The 18,907-nt window shown below is 43.7% G+C and carries 5 protein-coding genes; 1 reads left to right on the top strand and 4 read right to left on the bottom strand.

Features of this window, described 5'->3' with window-relative positions:
- The first annotated feature begins 240 nt into the window (after window positions 1–240).
- The gene (locus tag ACQ4KW_RS06050) at window positions 241–1,941 is read left to right on the top strand and encodes a hypothetical protein (protein ID WP_430885638.1); all 1,701 of its coding nucleotides are present in this window, start codon (window positions 241–243) and stop codon (window positions 1,939–1,941) included.
- A 189-nt stretch (window positions 1,942–2,130) separates the two neighbouring features.
- Here ACQ4KW_RS06050 and ACQ4KW_RS06045 read toward each other — a convergent pair whose 3' ends face one another.
- From ACQ4KW_RS06045 to ACQ4KW_RS06030, 4 genes are all read right to left on the bottom strand, one after another.
- A complete protein-coding gene (locus tag ACQ4KW_RS06045; RefSeq protein ID WP_430885637.1) occupies window positions 2,131–7,770 on the bottom strand; it encodes an S-layer homology domain-containing protein in 5,640 nt (1,879 codons plus the stop codon).
- A 69-nt stretch (window positions 7,771–7,839) separates the two neighbouring features.
- Window positions 7,840–15,531: a hypothetical protein gene (locus ACQ4KW_RS06040; protein WP_430885636.1), complete on the bottom strand. Its 7,692-nt coding sequence runs from the start codon at window positions 15,529–15,531 to the stop codon at window positions 7,840–7,842.
- 1,004 nt (window positions 15,532–16,535) lie between these two features.
- Window positions 16,536–17,645 carry a flavodoxin family protein gene (locus ACQ4KW_RS06035; protein WP_430885635.1) on the bottom strand — a complete coding sequence of 370 codons (1,110 nt, stop codon included), beginning with the start codon at window positions 17,643–17,645 and terminating at the stop codon, window positions 16,536–16,538.
- A complete protein-coding gene (locus tag ACQ4KW_RS06030) occupies window positions 17,638–18,900 on the bottom strand; it encodes a lactate/malate family dehydrogenase (RefSeq protein ID WP_430885634.1) in 1,263 nt (420 codons plus the stop codon). The genes ACQ4KW_RS06035 and ACQ4KW_RS06030 overlap by 8 nt, the downstream gene beginning before the upstream one ends.
- Between the last annotated feature and the right edge of the window lie 7 nt (window positions 18,901–18,907).

Here is an 18,907-nt window from a genome sequence, read left to right as displayed (position 1 = left end):
GAAATCTCATGCAGTGAGTTACATAATTTAGAATTAATAGACCACAAACCATACATTTTTCCACTTTTTGCTTGCTCGCATTTGGTATTTAAGCCATCTCTGCATCTAGAAGACCTGGCACAATTTCGAGAATTTTCTCCAAGGGGCATCTTAAGTGTGGGTAAACTTGTCATGGTTTGAGTAAAAGAAGACATAAGGTGGTCTTCTTGAACGGTATACAAAAGCAAAGGTGGTTTTCGTATGAGTACATCCTACACTGAGAAATTTAATGTGCTGGAAGTCTTTGAACAAAACCCATATCAGAAGATTATGATGGGGGCTCAAGTCAACAATCCTGATGATGTGGTTGTGATTAATGTTTTTAAAAAAGGACCGCAGTTGGCTCCAGACTTTTTAGAAACAGCGCAAAATGCATTGAGTAATGTTATACATGTTGAAGACAATAGTGATGAACTTGTCCTTGTCACTGATTATCAAGAGGGCATGTCACTACACAACTATCTGGAAGGGGTTATTGCAGATTCTGAAAAAAGAATTGCCCTTGCACATACATACATGGAAAAAACATTGAGTTACGACAAGTTTAACAATTATTTTAAAAGCATATTTCTTGATGACAATCAAATTATTGTTCGTGAAGACCAACTGCTTTTAAATGAGCTTATAATTGTCGATGAGCAAATCGAAAACGGACATGGTTTTGATCAAGTTGTTGATAAAATTGGTGGCACCCTTGAAGTGATTTTTAACACAGGTAAGGGTGGCAGTCTAGAAGGTCAAACAAAAGAGCAGGTCGATGCCTTTTTAAACAGTTTAAAGGTCAACTCTGGTGTTTATAATAATCTGGAAGAATTGGTGACTGCCTTTAAGAAAACTTTTATTTATGAAGCCGATTCTAACGACAAGGCTGTTCCGCCTATTGTTGGAGCTGTTGGCACACCGAGTGATGCCTCAACATCAACGGCTTCTACAGACCAAGCCAAGGAAAGCGCAGACGCTTCAGATTCTGAAGACAAACGAAATGATTCAGAAACAAATCAAGAAGACCCACGTAAAAAAGAGGTGGAACTAGAAGGCCTTGAAGTGGTTAATGAAATTTTTGATGAAGCAGACGATGCCCCTGACAAAAAAAGAAATGCAGGTCCGCTGGCTCTTATTCTAATAGCCCTAGCTCTTGTGGCAGCAATATTCGCTTTCGCAAATCCATTTGCAGATAAAGAAAGTAAATTGCCTGAAGCATCTTTTGTCCGCCAAGAAATCGATGGCAAATTACACTTCAAGAATACCAGCCAAGCCTATGGCAAGGACAACAGCATTGTCATGTCAGAATGGAGCGTCTTCTCTGTTTCTGAGAATGGCAAGAAGAAACTTAAAACGTCAGAGGACGACAATCTGGACTTGATCATTAAAAACTCCGGCACATACCGGGTTGAACTCAAGGTTCAAGATGAAAACAAGCAGTGGAGTCTTCCTGCAAGCGAAGAGTTTAACTATGTTGTTGACAATATGACAGATTTTGATGATGATGAAAACAGCACAGCCAACCCTCAAGAGAAACTTTCAAAGTACCTGATTGAGTATACAGATGAGAATATTTCAAAAGACACCAACTTGTATAGAAGTGGTACAGAATCCATCAAAATGGATCTTTCCGAGGGCGATGCTCAAATCACAATGAAGGATCTTGAAATGGAAAGCAACTCCATCATTTCAATGTGGCTGCTTTCTGACGGAACAGAGCCAGTCAATATCCAATTCAAAGGCTATAAAAATGGCAACCTCGTCTTTACAAAGGATGTAAAGCACGTGCCTAGAGCAGCAAACATTTGGGAAATGGTCGAAAGTAAAGTGAGTGCTTCTGGCGTTGACTCTATGCAGATTACTTTCTCTGGTCAAGATACGATTTGGATTGATGATATAGATATTAGCTCCTACAAGTAAGATTATAGCAAGTGGGCTTATCTCTCAAACCAATATAATTTAAAATCAAAACAGCCGGTGTGAATGTTCACACCGGCTGTTTTTCTGCTTGTTATAGACTTTTAAGTTTCGGTCGACTTGTCTTGGATAGACTGGTCCTCAGTTTTCTATGTCTAGCTCTTGGCATGTCCACCTATAAACTCAAATCCCTTATTTAAGGTCTAAAAGTTTTTTCAGCATAACAATGCCGTGTGCTCTCGTTGCATTGTCATTTGGTTTGAAAGAACCATCTTCAAAACCTGAAACAACGCCATGGTAGTCAACCGCTTTAACTGCATCTTTCGCCCATGGGCTCACACTGTTCATATCGGTGATTGTAGATTCAAGACCGATCATATCTGATCCTAGCATGATTTTATAAGCCTTGGCGATCATAACAGCCATTTGTTCCCTGGTGATATTGGCATTTGGATTAAACATGCCATCACCCATACCTGATACAAGACCCGCCTCATAGGCTAAGTTGACCGGTCTGTAATACCAAGTGTCCTGCGGAACATCATTAAAGGCTGATGCCGGTTGTCCTTCAAGTCCTAGGGCATTTGCCAACAAGGTTGCAAATTGAGCCCTTGTAATAGAATAATCTGGTCCAAACATGGTCTCTGACACACCACTTGTCAGACCTCGTGATGCCATAGCTTCAACAAAGTCTCTTGACCAGTGGGACTTCACGTCATCAAATGACCTAGAGTATTCTACAACAGAGTACACACTAAAGTGTGGTGGTTTAAAGCTGACCTTGCCCCTGGCCTGGTCCACTTGTGATTTTACAAATTCCCACTGTGCACTGTCTTCATCATATACGAAGACATTCACATATTCAGGGACAAAGATCACATTTTCATCAAAATTCAGACTGAGACTTGGTTTATTGATTAGTTCTGAATAACCATCCAGCTCGATTTGCTTGGTATTGTCAACCTGAGCAATGTTGGAACGGAGGGATAGGGCCATATCCTTTAAGTAAAGGGTCTGTTCCAGTTTCCCCACTCGACCAACCTGGAGGTTTATGCCCTTGTCCTGTAACTCTTCAAGGGTTTCGCTCGCGAATACAAATTCAGCGCCTTTTGCTCGAACCTTAATTTCAGCGCCTGTGTCTTTGACACTTCGAACCACATTGGCATTCAGGTTCAATTTTACATTGCCCTCAACATCTGGTAGATTGAGACCCAGTCTTGGCTTAATCCGATCTTGAAGATCGACCGCTGTGTTTAGAGCCACAAGGAGACGGAGGTCTTCTGTCTTCTGAATGGCATTACCGGCTGCCAACATAAGGGTGTTCTGATCGACACTGAGTGTCGTTTCAGCACCGACTGTAGACTGTGCAAATGCACTTTCTTCCACACGACCTGCAATTTCAACAACATCTTCTGTTGTTTGAATCATTCGACTAACAAGTCTTGCCCGGTCTGCCCCGGCTGTATCCAGTCGAATGGCTTTCTGGGCCACATCTTTAACAAATGTTTCAAAGACCGCTGTGGCCGTGTCGGCATTCACATTTTTCTTAAGCAGTTTTACAACCACATTGTCGATCACATCAGATGCCACTTGAGTGGCCAGTTTAGAAGTTTGACCTGTCTTAATCATGGTTTCTGAACCAACCTGTTTTATGACCTTGTCCGCCCATACAAGGGCTTCTGATGGACTAACGTCATCCCTTGAAACGTAGGCGCCAATGACAAGGGCCATATTAGATGCTATGCTATTCGACTCTATGGCTGTCACATCTGATTTATTAAGGACCTTCACATTGATTTCATAGAAGGCATCTGCGATTTCCTTGGCTTCGTCTAGGCTGGCATCCATGCTTGACAAGCTGTTTTTAGCACTTGCCGCAATGGATCCCACGTCTCGCATGGCTTCCTGTGGTGTCAGCTTATCCACATCTTGTAGGATTTGCTTTGTGACACCCCTGGTTGTATCTAAATCAAAGACGTCTTGTGGCTGAGAAGTCGAACCGCTTGATGTTGAATCTCCAGATGGACTGGATCCACCACCGCCGCCAGAACCTGAATCATCATCGTCATCTCCACCTGTTCCACCGCCTGTATCATTTGACGGCACAATGATGATCTTTGTATAAGACTCACCTTGGAAGGTCGCTGTTATGGTTGCTGAACCGGCCGATATACCCGTTACACTGCCCGTACTGCTCACTGTGGCAATGTCCGTGTTAGACGATGACCATTCAACACCCGATGTCACATCCTGGTCTGTTCCATCCACATTGGCAACCAAAGTTAACTGGGTTGATGATCCAATGGATACAGATGATGCCCCTGATAGGGTATAATCAATCTCGCCTGCAACACTGAGGGGTTGTGTCAAGCTATTGCCTGAGTAGTCCCCTGCTGTCCAGGTCAGAGTTACATCATAATCACCGCTTGTCTTACCCGCTTCAATTGGGAAAGAAACCGTATCTGCACTTTCATCCACAGACACACTTGACGCCGCAATCGTATCACCATCAAAGGTCACTGTCGGTTTTTGTCCTGTAGATACCTGGGTGTTTTTAAGTGTGGCTGTCATGGTAAAGGCCTCATAGCCTTCTTCAAGAAGCTGGGTGCTTAAGACCATACTACTGCTTACAACAGTCAGAGACGCCGTATGGGTCTTGCTGCCCGTTGTGACGACAACAGACTGGCTCCCAGCAGATAAACCTGATGGTGGCACAAATGTAATAGCCGTGCCTGTATCAGTTGGGGTGACAGACTGCCCCCCTACAGTTAAGCTGTCAATTGTCGTGCCTGTTTCAATCCCATCAATCGTCACTGTCTTATTTCCAAGCTCAAGTGATCGGATGGTTGATGGGGTAAAGTCGATGGAAGACACAGTGAAATCAAATGTTCCACTTGTACCACCGTATGTTGCACTCACAACGGACTGGCCCGACTCTTGTCCCGTTACGACGTTATTACTTACGCTTACATTTGTGTTGGATGCTGACCATGTGGCCTTGGCTGTAAGGGTTTCTGTGGAGCTGTCTCCATATGTTCCTTCTGCTGCCAGTGTTACAGATTCGCCAATTCGAATATTGGCATCAGAACCACTAATGGCAATACTGTCTGGACCCTTTACGTAAAGGGTAATGGTGTCTGTATCATCATCATAGGCCACTGTTAAATTGGTCGTGCCCCGTCCTGTCACAGTCGCCACACCACCGGATATGGTTGCCACAGACGTGTCACTTGATGTCCAAGTGGCCTCACTTGTCTTATTTGTGCTGGCAGACCCATTTACAATGTTTGCAATGGCCGTAAAGGTTACAGTGCCTGAACCATTCAAATAAACGGTTCTATTTGAAGCAATGGCCCCTGAATAATAAATATCAATGGCATCAATCTCATTTTTAATTTGGTAGTTGGACAAGGTCAAGCTGTTGCCAGCATATGGCCCTGACGACCAAGTGAGTGAGATGTCATAGTATCCAGCTGATAAACCATCCGGTAGGGTCATAGTGAGTGTATTGGCTGACTCATCAATGGAAGTAAAGGAAACTGAATAGTCCGTTCCATTTCTTGAAGCCACAATCACAGGCTCATAAGTCGCATCGAAATCCAGGGTGCTGTTGCCCTGAACCACAATGTTGCCATCACTGTTTGTCGCATATCCATAGACCTTATAGGCCGGTGTATTGCTTGTTTGTTGGCTTTTTACGACAGATACAGCTGTTGTGTACTGGGTTCCATTATTGTCAACAAGAACCTCTTGAGATCCTGATGACACACCACTTGGCAGGGTCACTGTTATTTCTGTGTCCGAATTTCTTGACACACTTACAGAAGAGCCCCCAACGCTGGCTGAGATATTGCTTTCACTTGAGTTATAGGTAAAACCTTCAGCCGATATAGTGATGGTCGCATTGCCCTTTTCAAGGGTATAGTAGGTTTCCGGCGTGGCTTCTATCCCCTGATTGGATGCGGTAAAGGCACCTGTCAAGGAAGCCGTTTCACTTATGACTGAAGAGTTAACGGTTACATCTAAATCTAGACTTCCGTTGACATCCACCGTGCTTGGAATAAGGTCGAAGGTCAGGGTGGTTGCATCAATGACATTGATGTTGCTTATATCCTCACTCGTTGTTCCGCCAATATCAATTGATGGCGTCCCCGCTTCAAAGTGGGTGTTTTGACCATATATTGTGTATGTTTTCGCAGAACTCTTGGTTCTGAGGATATTGGACGGAGAAACACTAAGAATGGATGCACTCGGACCAACCTCGATGCTTGTTGTGTAAGTATTTGTACCCGATCCATCTCCATCAAGGTCTATGGTCACTGTATGGGTTCCTTCGGATAGGCCTGTCTCAAGGGTGAACCTTAGGTTTTCCGCATCTGTAAATACTTCACTGCTTGCTTTGACATATTCTGTGGAACTGGACTCGACACTCACAGTCGTGTCTGATTCAAAGAAGGCGTCCGTGCCATCCACATCGATGGTAAATTCTTTATAGCCACCAGCTATGACACTGTCTTCAACAGCATCAGAGTTGTAGCTTAAGCTGATTGATGGCTCAACAACACTTAGGGTCGCTGAAGCTGTCTCGTCCCCTGTGGTTGCAATCACGGTCAAGTCTCCCGTTCCCACACTGGATGTCCACTCAGAAAGTGTGAAGAGAATTTCTGTAGAACTGTTGACAGATGGCGTTCCTGAAATGGCCCCGCTAATCTGTGTCTCCCCTTTAAAGACAGCTAAGGAGGTGTTGCTGTCAAAGTTGGTATTCGTGCCTATAAACTTTAAATTCTGGTCTCCAAAATAGTGGCCAATACTTGAAAGCGCCGTATTGTCTGACTGCTTTCTAAGTTCCGCTGAAGGAGACAAGACTGTGAGGGATGCACTGGCTTCCTCCACCCCTGTTGTCACATTAACCGTATAATCTCCTGCGCTAAGACCTGTCAGAACATTAAAGTTAAGGGTGTCTGAATCAATGACATTTGTGGTCCCTGCCTTGCCTGTTGGGTCACCATTTGAGTCTAGGATTTGAACCTGGGTATTGGAATCAAAGCCTGTGTTTGTCCCAGTCACTTCAACATTGGTTTGACTGTAGCCTTCCGTAAAACTAGTCTCGTCAAGGACAACCGCTGGTGTCCCCCTAACAAGAAGACCTCCAGATACCGTATCCACATCATCGCCCGTTGTAAATCGCACATCATATGTACCACTTGTCAGCCCTGTGCTGACTGCAAAAACAAGGCTTTGCCCTGTCCCTGAACTGGACACGGATGTGATGCTGGCAGAATCAATCACCGATCCATTTTGAAGAAGCTCAACAGTCGTCTGTCCCTGAGAGAAGCTTGTGTGGCTTCCCGTCACTGTTACAGACTGCTGTTCATCGTAGCCCTTTGGAAAACTGTCAAATGGCGTGGTGGTCGTCACACTGCTGGCGCCAATGGAGTAATCTGTTTTCGCTTCGTAATACTTTGTCGTTGTGCCCTGGTCGCCTTCAGGGTCACTTATTCTAATTTTATACGTTCCATCACTTACACCCGCTGGCACTGTAAACTTAAGCTCAGTGGCTGACGAACTCACAATCGACAAGGACTGTGAATTGTCTGAAGCGTCAATGAGCGTTGGATAAACAGAACCAACTGTGAATGCACTTTTATCCGCTGTGACCGTTACCACTGTTGGCAACAAGTCGCTGTTGATATAGGTTGGTGTCACTGTAAAATTAACATCTTCCACACCGTAACTTACACTTACAGGTTGATAAGCGGACATCACTAGTATTGTGATCAGTGCATAGATGAGGAAGCGCTTCGTGAAAGTTTTTCTAATTGTATATTTCATGCGTCACCTCTCCTGTTTATAAATGAGGTGGCCTTTCATGTGGCCACCTCATTGCCACATCCTATTGTCCTATTGAAGCAAACTTCCAATATCAAGATTCCAAGCGGCTGATGGACTTGCCGATGTGCCTGAATTGAATTCATAGTCAGGACTTTCTGGAAGCAGCAAGTATCCCTCGATGAGACTGATTTCAACAACTGTCCAGTCCGTGTTGTCTGGCAGTTTAAACTTGAACTCACCATTCACATTGGTTTGCGTCTTCTTGGTCACAGTGTTTCCATCCACAGTGCCCTCAATTTTAATCCATGCTTTTTGACCCAGTGCCGATGTGTCTTTGAGAATTTGACCTTCAACAACTTGTTTACCAGTCTCTTGACCAACATTGACCGTCTTGTTGGTTGTGCCACTAACAGTCATGCTTGCATCATCGATCTCAAGACCGCCTAAATCTGTACCGAAGAAGCCGATTGTATACGATCCACTTGCCAAATTGCCTTTAAAGATAAAGTTGCCATTTCCATCTTTTTCAACAAATTCAACAGGTTCAAAGAATCGATCTCCATCAACTTCTCTAAAGACATCCAGCCACGCATAGCTTGCAAACTGCATTGCCGTTGGTACACCTGTTACTGTAACAGTGACATTTGGCCCTGGCTCTGAAATATCCAGAATGGTTGTTTGACCATCTTCAATTTCAAACTCAAGTCTTGGTTGATACCATACGCCTTGACCACCCACACCAATAATTTGGTATGTGCCCGTGTCAAGATTCATTTCGTACCCACCACTGCCATTTGTTTCTGTCCAGCGTGTGTGTTGCCAGTACATGTTGCTCCATTCATCCTTATAAGCTGAGCTTGATATAGCTTGACCTTCCATGGTCACTTGCTTGCCATTTTCATAGCGGGCAATGCCCAGCCAACCATTTGCAACAGGGTCATCATCATTGCCGTCGTTGTCTGTGTCACCATAAACCGTACCTGTTAAATTCGGCTGTGGCGGTTCGACAACAAGCAGGCCATTTTCAAGGGCTGACGATGTGACAGCTCCACTTTCAGAAACGGTGAATCGAATGTCCGTATGATAGAAGAAGTCATATGCGCCAACTTCTGTAACCTTGTACTGACCTGGTTCAATGTTCATTTCAAATCTGTAGGTGTCATCATCACGTAGCCTGTATTCGGTCCATAGGGCATTTTCCCAGTCATAGTCACTGGCATCAGCCGGCTTGATTGTCAACCAAGCATTTGTAAAGACCTGATTTCCAGACTTGTTCTTCACTAGACCCTTTAGATTTGGATCTGGTGGATACACACTTGCAAGGCCATTTGTCATAAAGCCTGCAACTGATGATGTTACCTCTGATCCTGCCACGGTAAACGGAATGTTCACACGCTTCCAGAAATCATAATTGCCCATCTCTATAACTTTCCAGTTTCCGTCTTCCAGTTTCATTTCAAAATCACCACTGGAATCCGTATTGATCCATACTGTGCTTTCCCAATCTTCTTGAGAGGCTTCTGCTGGTCGTAGCATGATCCAACCCCATTTGAGTGGTGTTGTCTTAGCAGAGTCTCTATAGGCTGTGCCCTTGAAGTTTGGCTCTTCTGGCTGAATAACAAGCTTGCCGTTTTCAACCGCATCATCACTTTCATCCACCAAGTCTCCGTTTGCGTCCACAGTGAAGACTGTGTCTGGTCTGAACCAGAAATTGTTCACGGAGGCTTCTGTCACGATATAGTCACCTGGATCAAGCATAATTGTGAAGTTTCCTGTTTCTGGATTGGTCTCAGTCCAAATGGACTCTTCCCAGTCCTCCCACGGAATTTCATAGTCTGGATCTGACTTGTCATATGGCCAGATCGTTAACCAGGCCTGCTTAATTTTTGCGTAGTCCCCGGCACTTGGTGTGCCAAAGAAGTCGCTGGCCTTGTCGTGAGACTTAAATATCTTGTAAACTTCTCCAGTGACATTTGGTGCCACGGTAATCTCTGCTAGGGCCTGTCCTGAACTATCCAGGAGTTCTCCAGCATCGTTGATCTTGAACTTAAAGCCAACAGGGGTCCACTGGCCTGGCTGCCATACATTACCGGCCCATTGACCTTCTGTGTGGTAGCCTTCAAGCTTGTAGTCCGCATAAGCGTCATCGCTGTCAAACTCACTTGTTGAGGCGTCATCCACCTCATCACTCGGTAGGTTGAGTGCAAACTGACCTTGTGCGTTTGTGCTTGTTCCAAACCACCGCATAGCCGAGTGGTCATCCCAGTCTAGGTCTGTACGCATGAAATTTACCCATGCCCTATCAACAGGCTGACCGTTTTCTGTGATGGTTCCCTCAACATTGGTTGTGAACGCCACATCCATTGTATATGAGCCTGCTGTGTCGTTGTATGTCACACCACTTGAGGATGCGCCATCCAGTGTAAACGGCTCGTTGATTTCAAGGAATACATTTTGACCATTAACATCCATGAGTTCATAACTGCCTGTTTCGAGGAAGGTGAAGAACTCAACATGGCTTGTCTGGTCATTGTACTTGCCTTCTACCCATGTGCCAAATTCCCATGGATTCATTTGATACCGTTCATACTCCTGCGCCGCCTTGGTAGAATCATTTGGATACTTGGCTGTAAAATCTGACAGGGTCAGTACCGGTCTGATATTGGCGTTGAAGAAGTTTTCATAGTCTTCTGTAGGGGCTGATATTAAATCACTTGATGCGGACAAATCAATCTTAAAGTTTGGTGCCAGAGTGATTCCATCCGAATTCGTCCCCACTGTTATTTTCTTATCCAGTCTCACATGGGTATGAGACCACTTGGTCGGATCTGTATCTGGCTTGTTCGGGTCTTCTTGTTCATAGAAGTATTCCCTAATGAACCATACAGAACCGTCTTCTAACTGTTTGCCGAAGAAGCCTGTCTCATCAATGTCTGCGCCCATCCACTGGGTGCCATCGATGTTTTCAAGTTCAACGCGTCCATGTCTTAAATTGAGAATTTCAGCATTTTCGAATCCAGCAATCTGTCCATTAAAGTTTGGTACAGGTGCCGTAATGGTATTGGCCACAGACTCAGAAACTGTCACAGTCACTGGCGTGCTGTACTCAAACCAACCACGGGACGTTTCTACGGCGTAGACTTCCCAAGACTTACTGCTGTCAAGTTTGGAACTGAAGCTACCGTCTTGCGCCACTTCAACGCGTCGCTCGTATTTCCATGGTTCAAACTCAAAGGCTACAGGGTCAACGCCTGTTTCCCTTAGAAGCATTGCCACATAATATTCCTCAGGATCAACACTTGAAAGGTATGGTGTCGTCCCTGTCTTATACAAGTCACCAAAGAAGTTGGCCGGTTGTGGGCCAAGTTCAATTGGCATGGATATCGGTGTGGTCGTGCCTGGTTCCACAACCACCAGTTTGCTGTTTATAAGTTTGACTTCAATTGCTTTTCCAATTTCAAACCACTGCTGGTCTGGATCTGTGCTTGTATGTGCACCTGCTGACTCAATCATGTAGGTGCCTTCTTCAGGCAGTACAAATGAGAAGTCGCCACTTTGGTCTATATAGATCCAGTACCACTGGTCATAATCTCCAGCAGTGGAGGCTTCTTTTCTGACGTCTAGGTGACCATCAAAAATTTGATCGGTCTTGGCCTGGTCAGTAAACACACTACCTGTAAAGTTTGGTGCCCTTACAGTGATGGTATAAGAGGCTTTGGCATTTGTGCCGCCATGGTTCTTATTGACTGTGAAGGATTCATAACTTTGACTGTCCTGATCCCAGAGGTCATACCACTTGTCCTTGAAGACATATGATCTGACTTCAATGGTTGCATCGCTTCCATCATCAGGCACTTCAAAGTTGAAGTAGGCCTTACCTTGTGCGTTAGTTGTTGCCCCTCTCCACCAATTGTTATAAAGGTTTTGAGTTTCAACCCTATATCCCGCAAGCGGTGCGCCGTCTTCATCTTCAACCGTTATAACCCCATTGTAGTAATCATCAAGGGCTATATAATACGGTGATGTTGTTGATGGTATGTTAAAACTTAGTGGTGTTTCAGGCTCTAACCATAGTTCGCCATAGTTAAACTCTGTGATTTCATAGTCTGTACTTGGCAAGTAGAGCGTGAAACCGCCGGTTTGTGTTGGCACGTGGAACTCAGGTGGTTCTTCACCTTCTGCAACCACTTGCTCAATCATAATGCTGCTGTATTCCCCTTGACCAACATCTTGTCCATCCACTTGGAACTGGATTTCAAAGTTTGGACTTGGAAGGGTTACAGTGCCCATGTCAACAGGATTTTGTGAACCTGCTTCAATGTTATCAATATCATTTTGAGTCAGTGTGACTGTGTCAAAACCGGCTTTATCAACAAAGAGGAGACCCTCTCCATCCATATCCCAGTCTGTTCTAGCCACACTTAAATTGTAAGTGCCCGGTTCGTTGACAGCCAGGTTAAAGGCGCCATCTTCTCCGGTGATTGTTGCGTAGTGGAATCCATTGTCGCCCTTTAATTCGATAAAGACATTTTCAAGGGCCACTGGTGTGCTTTCCCAATTTTCAAGAACACCTGTCAGTGTTGGCGGTGGGAATTCAATGGCTTCAATGCCATTTGTTGACACACTGGATACTGTAAAAGTGAATGGGCTGGCCTTTGATACGGCCGATCCTGCCACTGATTTTGGTCCAATGACAGATTCCCCTTCAAATTTACCAATAAGAGCGTAGGTGATTTCACTACTGTTCTTTTGTGGACGAAGATATGTGCTAAAGGACCCATCCAGGTCTGTTTCCACTTTCTTAATATAGAAAGTTTCGAGTACATCAAACAGCTCCCAGTTTTCATGGTCTGTCATGGCGTTTTGTAGGGCTGTTAGGTAATCTGCGTCTATAAATACGATTGTCTCCCTGTAGGATGTATTGGCCGCCCTTAAGGACTGACCATACACATTGTGTGCAGGCAGTACAATATCATTCGTGTATGGTTCTTTCTGTCCACTGACTGGGATGGAAAGTTCCATGTCTACTGGGTACTCTTCCCGCTTGCCTTGGTCATCTTTTAGTTCCAAATTAAAGGCCAGGTAGGTGCCTGGATAAACGGATCCAAAGACCTTGCCATCATCATTTGACTGTAGATGTACAATTTCTTCCCATACGATGGCCGATCCCGAAACCGGTTCTGGAATTTCCGTCGTTGGAATAAGACCTAGCTCAGCGTTGAGTAAGTAGTTGCCTGTTTCATCAACTAGATAGGAATCAATTGGTGTTTCAACGATAAGTTCTGATTTTACCGTTTCAACAAGTGGATTGCCGTAAGCATCCTCAAAACCAATAAAGAAGGTTGATCCTGCTAAGATTTCTTCAGGACTCACAAAACTATCTTGTCCAAGTTGGAAGAAATAATCTTTTGTTGAGCTGCTTGCGCTGGCCACTTCAAAAGTTTTCTTAACCTTACTAGAAACACCATCTTTAACAAGGTGGAACTCAATTGTACCTTGTCCGGCGTTGTCACCATAAACCACGAGTTCACCTGTTTCATCATCATAGTCTAGGTCAATGTCTCCAGTGCCTTCCACATAGGCGGCTCCTTCAAAGACCATTTGCGTGAACCTTGGTGGTAGGGTGTCTATGCCCACTAGGGCAAAGCTATATGGATCGGTCTCACTTGCCATGGTGTCAAATGAGTCCCTATAGCCTTCAATACTTGTTATGCCAATGCCTGATACATCTTTATCCTTGTGGTCAAGGCTGATGTACTTTTCTAGGTTTGATGTGAACTGATCAAGAAATACCTTTTCCTCGATCATGGAGTCATCATCCCAACCAAACTTAACGAGGAACTTGAAGGCGCCATCTCCATAGCCATCAAAATATTCCACATGCGGGTCTGGTTGTTCTTCATCAAACTTGATCATGTTTTCTTCCTGCTGAACAGGAATTAAGTATTTCACGTCTCCCAGTGAAATATCAGGGTTGTTAAATCGAAGTTCAGCTGTAAAGTATCCACCTTCTTCGTCAATCCCGTCAAAGCCTAAATATGGTGTTGTGTAGCTTTCATCTTCTGTAAATTTTCCAAGCGTTCTCATTTCTGAGCCTGGGCCTGGATCGTAAAACATTTCATAATCGCTCGCTTCAAAAAGGCTGTATGGCGCTATAATAGCCCCGCCTGAAGTGGTCGATGTGTTGTAGTATAAATCCATTGCCAAATCACTTGTGTTGCCATTGTACTGAGGCATATCAATCTCAATGTCATTGAAGTTTGGACCTATTTGATAAGTCTTGAGATGAACTCGACTTCCATGATCATCAGAGAAATATTCTAAGATTGTGTCTGCGTCAGGCTCCCAAGTGAATGTTCTAGTGAAGCTTTCTTGGAAGACATTTTCACCTGTTAGGGTGATGGTGTTGGCTTCAAAAATATTCACAGGCATCATATTGACTGAACCTGTTTGTTCAAAAAGTTTATCCGTATAGTCTTCAAAGCCTAGACCATCCACTTTATAATTCCCACTGCCTGTATGATACATTTCCAGTGTAAACGGGATGGTCTGCGTGCCCGAACCATTGTCAAAACTTGTCTCTCCGCTTATGAGCAAGTTGTCAGCCGTGTGGCCTGTATACATAGCCATAAGGGTCGGCGGTGTCTCGTAGTAGCCTGTGAAATTCGGCTGAACCCCATCAAAGACAAAACTGCCGTCAACGTACGGAACAGAATCATCTATATTAGTAAAGAGGTTGTAGCCTACAACTTCATCACTGCTGTTGTAGCCCAGCACATAGACGTTCCCTGTGGCTTTCTGATCAACTATATAGTCTGACAATACCGGCTCTAGCATGGCCATGTCTGTTTCATCAAACTCTAAAACAAGACTGTTTGACGTGCCTGTTGCTGGTCCCGACAAGTAAACAGTAATTCCATATACATAAGGGCCAGACCCATTGAGGACAGAAAAACTGCCTGATAGGTCACTGCCTTCATTCAAACTTGCCAATATGGTGGATAGAGATTCTGAACTCAGGGCCTGGTCTCCTTCAAAGCGCAGTTCAACCTTTTCCACATTGTCATAGTCTGAAAGATCTCCCAGGTCCATAGTGACTGTTGGGCCTGAAATCTCAAGTGTGTTTGATCCATCAAACTCCTTTGTTCCAGCAACTTCTGTCCCTGACAGAGCAGAATTTTCGAACACAGATATGTTTTCTGAAACAAGGGTGTCATTCCCATCTGCCTGCATGAGTTTAAAACTAACATTGGATGACGGATCACCACTACCAATATAAATGCTTTGTCCAACTCGATTAAGAAGGGTCTTAATGGTTGGTGTTAAAAATTCAATCCGGTAGTTGGTGTCATTGTCAAGAGGGGTTCCATTTAACATAAAAGCAAGACTTAGCACATCTTGAATGGTGTTGTTAAATAGGTCCCCTTTGGCTTCAAGAACATCAACCACTTGACTGGTGTCGGCGTTGATGAGCTGAACAGCAAATGGCTCAATAAGACTATTGTCCCCAGAGTTTGTGCTGTCCAGGATCGCCTCATCTAAACTTGTTCCTTGAATCGTAAAGTTAATTTTTCCCGTTGGATTCACATCAATAGATGATCCAGACGTATTTTTGAACTCTATGTATGGGTTTGTGCCCAGATCAAAGTCAAAAGTGTCCAGTGGATCAGCCAGTGCGAACGCAATGTTCCCCAGCGGCCCTGCAAAACCAATAGTGAATATGAGTAAAACACTAATTAGCCGCCATAGACGTTTCTTCAAACGACTTCCTCCTCTCTATAGCCAATAAGATAATAAGTCCTTATAAGAAATGCCCCTCCCCTCATACTTAACTTTTGAAAGTTTACATGTCTACGATTTACCCTATCTACGCATATTTATTCTTTTCGCTGTTACACTTTTGAAACTTTTATCCGATGTGCAATTCTATTCGCTCGAGTTTTTTCCAGTTATATGAACACTTTTACTGATTTTGGATGTAAATATACATAAAAACCGTAAACTCTTATATGTATTTTTATTCATAGACTTTATATTTATTCAGTCTTTTTTTAAGCTCCGCTAACCTATTGAAAAAAATGTTTAGACTCTTAACCACCTCGCTTTTAAGTAAAAACTTCACTTTTACGACATCAAAAGAAGACATGAACGCATCCATTCACGTCTGTCTATATAATTCTTTAGAAACGTATACTTTTTAATTCTTAAATTGGATTGGAAACAGATAGAATTTTTCAACGATTGGTTCGAGAATAGAAGGTTTTTAGAAAACTTTAGGAAAGGGGACTTGGTCGTCGATACTTTGCGCATTAAAAAAGCTACTCTCCTCTATAATCAGAAAGTAGCTTTTAATCACTTGTGTATAGTTTACAATTCATATGTTTCATTTATGTTGCACCTGATTCTAATATGGCGGCACCATCTCCTTTGACGTACACCTTAGAACTTGAACTAACTTCTGTTTCACTTTCGATTCTAAACGTCAACCTGGTGGTCTCACCTCTTCCAAATTCTTAGATACATCAATTTGTGAATTCACTTTGTTTATTTGATAATTCTATTATAACAGAATTTTCAGATTATTCAACAACTATTTTTATTACGATTCGATGACAAGATATTTTCCAAAAAAGAATTCAAGCATTCAGTGAATGTATACAAACTACAAACCACTTAATAAGCGTATGATGCACACATAATTAAGTGGTCTGAAACCTATACAAAATGCTTAAAAACTTCTTTTCATATTGTTAGAAACCTTGCCCTTAAAGTATCACTAAGTCTAGGGCAAACTCCGCTTTGATATTGTCAGCAAAAGCTTTTGCCCGCTTATGTATATTTGTGGCTTGTTCAATACTGCCCGGATCATTGGCAATGGCCGAAAATCCAAATTGCGGTGGCAACATGTAACCTTTGTTGATATTGACCGCACCTAGGAGCTGGGTCATAACCAAGTCACTGCCTGAATTTCCAGACACAATAATGCCAAAAAGACGCTTATCATAAAATGTTATTCGCCTGTAAAGAACAGTCATTCGATTGATGACAGCCATTAATTTGGCCGAGATGGCATCATTGTAATTGGGACAAACCCATATAACCGCATCAGCCCACTCCATAGCGGGGAGAATTTGTTCAACCATCATGCCACCATAGTAGCAGCTTTTCATTTCAGAGTAGTGCATGCAGGTCTTAAAACTGCATCCCTTACACTCAGCAATTTTATCATCTTCAATACGGTGCTCTTTCATTTCAAAGCCTTCTAGGTGTTCTGCCACCATAGACCATAGTCTCAAGGTGTTTGAAGTGTCATGTGAACTGGAATGAAGCACCAGTATTTTAGGTTTCTTAATGCCTGCCACTTTAAAATCCCGAAGTCGAACACCCAGTTCTGAACACTTGGCCTCAAGGAGTTTTTCCAGTGGTATATCAACAACTTTTTTCCAGGTTTTAAAATTTTGTAGATCAGCCACAGCCTCAACTAGGGGATGGCCAAGAAAGCGACAGCCAAATCGGTTCATATGAAAAATGGCATATTGGGCCAATCGTTTGGTATAGTATGGCCCGTCAGAATTAACCAGCACACAAGCCGTTGACCCACTGAGCGGAGGACACCCACTTGCTTGATAGTCTTGACTTAATCGCCTTAACCAGTCATAAAGCTCTTTTTGACCACCTATTTCATCCGCATCAATGGCCACAATGATTCGCTTGTTTTTGAGTCCGTTCATTTTGCTAACATCACAGCGCACCACATTTGGTTCTAATCCCTTAACGGCTGCCTCTATCATCCGATCTATACGCAAAGACTTTCCAGGGGATACAGGTTGACTTGAGAATCTTAGAACATGTACTGTTGCACCTAAACTAGACATATGCCTTCAACACCTTCACCACATGTTCAAGTCTTTTCACAACTCCGGTCTTCATGGGCTGTCGTTCCACCTCAAGTCCATTGTTTGTGAGCCTATTCCGACAACCAATATAAACACCACCCATCATAATGGCGCTGTCATGCCAGTTCCCATTCATGGTGTTAATCAGCGATAGGGCCCCAGAGGAAAGGGCTGGTGCTATAAAAGGCTTATAACCCGCTTCGCGTACTTCAAGATTTGCCTTGACAGTCAGGTCTGTAAGGGTTTGTGAAATGGCCTCATCATAGTTCTGAGGGTCATTAACCACCACAAGATCCTTGCCATGTGGCCCATAGGCCCGTCCATTTGAAAAAGGTATGCCATGACACTGGGCATAGTAGGAAGCCCTTGCAAACATGACACCAAGCCCATAGCCACGAACTTGTTCCGCCTTTAATCCCCGTCCATCAAATTGTCCCTCATCATTTAAGTTTGAGCTCTTAAAGACCCTGTAACAAAGCTGGTCAACAGGGTCTGAAACCACTGCAAATATGCCTTTAAATCCTTTATCCCGCGCCATTTTTGCATAAGGCACAATAATTTTTGAATTGCTCTCATACTGAATCATTCGAACATCTGATACATTGGAACCCACCTGAGGCACAGACCTGCTGGCACAGAATACAAACATGTCACAATCGAACAGATCATCCATTTCCACTTCGCGTATGGTTGGGTAATCTTTGATATTGGGATCTAAAATTTGTCCCAGTTCAAGAGCCCACCTTCGGCGACGCTTTGAATCGAGATCAAATAGACCAATTTCTGATATTGTCCCATGTCCCATCAGCCTTAAACCCGTCAGCAGGGTTCCACCCACATCGCCCAGGCCCAATACATTAACACGCCACTTTTTATCTGGCAGGGGCAAAATATGGTCTTGCCATCCAGCCTGTCCTGTATTGATAACACGTATGCCTTTATCTTCAATCCTATTTAAAATGAAATCAGGCAGATCTAAAGGTTCATCTCTTGAACTGTCAAGATAGGTCACCTTCTCTGCAGACTGCCCAAGACCGGAAACCTGGTTCACACAATAAGTCAACTTAGCTTCCTTGGCCTCATCATGAATCAGCCAGACAAGGGGCTTATCCCCCTTTTTAAATTCCAGCTCCAAATCATCTATGGCCAGCTCTTTGTGGTCCAAATTCAGATTTTCTAGTGTTAGTCCAAAAGCTTCTTCTAAGTCATAAATCTTTAAGTCATAAACCTTCATGTCATCC

Origin of the sequence: Tianxiuia mixotrophica, assembly GCF_050596425.1 — a bacterium.
Classification (GTDB): Bacteria; Bacillota; Clostridia; order Peptostreptococcales; family Acidaminobacteraceae.
This window is presented reverse-complemented; position numbering and strand designations above follow the sequence as displayed.

Coding starts and splice junctions, on each gene's coding strand:
- ACQ4KW_RS06030 (WP_430885634.1), bottom strand. CDS start 18,900: ATGAAGGTTTATGACTTAAAGATTTATGACTTAGAAGAAGCTTTTGGA.
- ACQ4KW_RS06050 (WP_430885638.1), top strand. CDS start 241: ATGAGTACATCCTACACTGAGAAATTTAATGTGCTGGAAGTCTTTGAA.
- ACQ4KW_RS06045 (WP_430885637.1), bottom strand. CDS start 7,770: ATGAAATATACAATTAGAAAAACTTTCACGAAGCGCTTCCTCATCTAT.
- ACQ4KW_RS06035 (WP_430885635.1), bottom strand. CDS start 17,645: ATGTCTAGTTTAGGTGCAACAGTACATGTTCTAAGATTCTCAAGTCAA.